This is a genomic window from Synechococcus lacustris str. Tous, assembly GCF_003011125.1.
Classification (GTDB): domain Bacteria; phylum Cyanobacteriota; class Cyanobacteriia; order PCC-6307; family Cyanobiaceae; genus Synechococcus_D; species Synechococcus_D lacustris.
Map to the genome: position 1 here is coordinate 1 of NZ_PXVC01000219.1, position 1051 is coordinate 1051.

A 1051-nucleotide genomic window follows, 5' to 3' on the forward strand; every position below is an offset into this window, starting at 1 on the left:
GTTCAGGCCAGAGCTTGTAGTGGGTTAGACGCCATTGATCTGGTTCTGCAGCAAGCCATTTAAGTCCAACCAGCGCTAGTAGAGGATGATTTTGTTGATCTTTCCAGGCTAATCTTTGACCTAGGCCTGCTTGGTTGATTCTTTCTTCGAGATGATGCCAGTATTCAAAGTAGAGTTTATAGCATATGCCATTGACGGATGGTTCAAAGCCAATACCCAATGTAGAGCATCGCTTATGATTTAGTGTCGCCCATGCTCGGAATAATTGTGGCAGAGAGAGACAGTTAAGAAATTCGTTGTAGTCGCAGGTGTCTAATTGGTTGGGTGCAATGCCAATAACGTAGCGACCCTGCAGAATTCCTTTGCAGGATATGCGGATTGATTGTTCAAGGGCGAAGGAGATTCCCAGCTTTTCGCAAAGCAGCAAAGGCAATAATGGGGCTTCGCCCTTGTCAGGCATAGTATTAAATGTTATCCTTCAGTGGTTGAGGCTATATCAACACTGTCAGATACATTTAGTGTAACATTAACGCTAGGAGCATCACGCAAGAATTCAATTCCAGATGCCACATCTTCATAGGGCTGTTTTGCAAGATATTCAATTAGGGCAGTGCGTTGCTGCATGCTGATCAGTACCATTGGTACAGTACGTGGTTCATTTGAACCCTCTTCTAGGCTTGTAGACCGAAGATCTTCTGCCATCAGCTTAAAAAAAATATATTATCAAATCGTAGCTCTCAGGTCCAGCTTTTTGGCTTGGGCAGTCAATTTTTGTAAATGTGCTGTCTTTCTCTGTGTTTGCTCTGTTTGCTAGGCCTGAATTATGTTTGGCAAAGGATGATTTCTTGGTAGTTTGGTTGTGGTACTAAAAAGCCCCGCTTTTGCGGGGCTTTTTTATGTTGCAGTTGCTTGATTGAATCAGCCCAACAGCGCCTTTGATTTAGCAACAACGTTTTCTACGGTGAAGCCAAACTCCTTCATGCAGGTGCCGCCGGGGGCAGAGGCACCAAAGCGATTCATAGTTACGCTATCGCCATCAAGGCCGATGAAC

The 1051-nt window shown here is 44.6% G+C and carries 2 protein-coding genes; both read right to left on the reverse strand.

The genetic code is table 11. From position 1 onward, the window contains the following. On the reverse strand, positions 1 to 460 hold a 460-nt coding region (locus C7K08_RS16235), incomplete at its 3' end, for a hypothetical protein (RefSeq protein WP_206603889.1). Between the two features lie 11 nt (positions 461 to 471). Then, positions 472 to 702, reverse strand: a complete 231-nt coding sequence (locus C7K08_RS14455; RefSeq protein WP_106501173.1) for a hypothetical protein — start codon at positions 700 to 702, stop codon at positions 472 to 474. Between the last annotated feature and the right edge of the window lie 349 nt (positions 703 to 1051).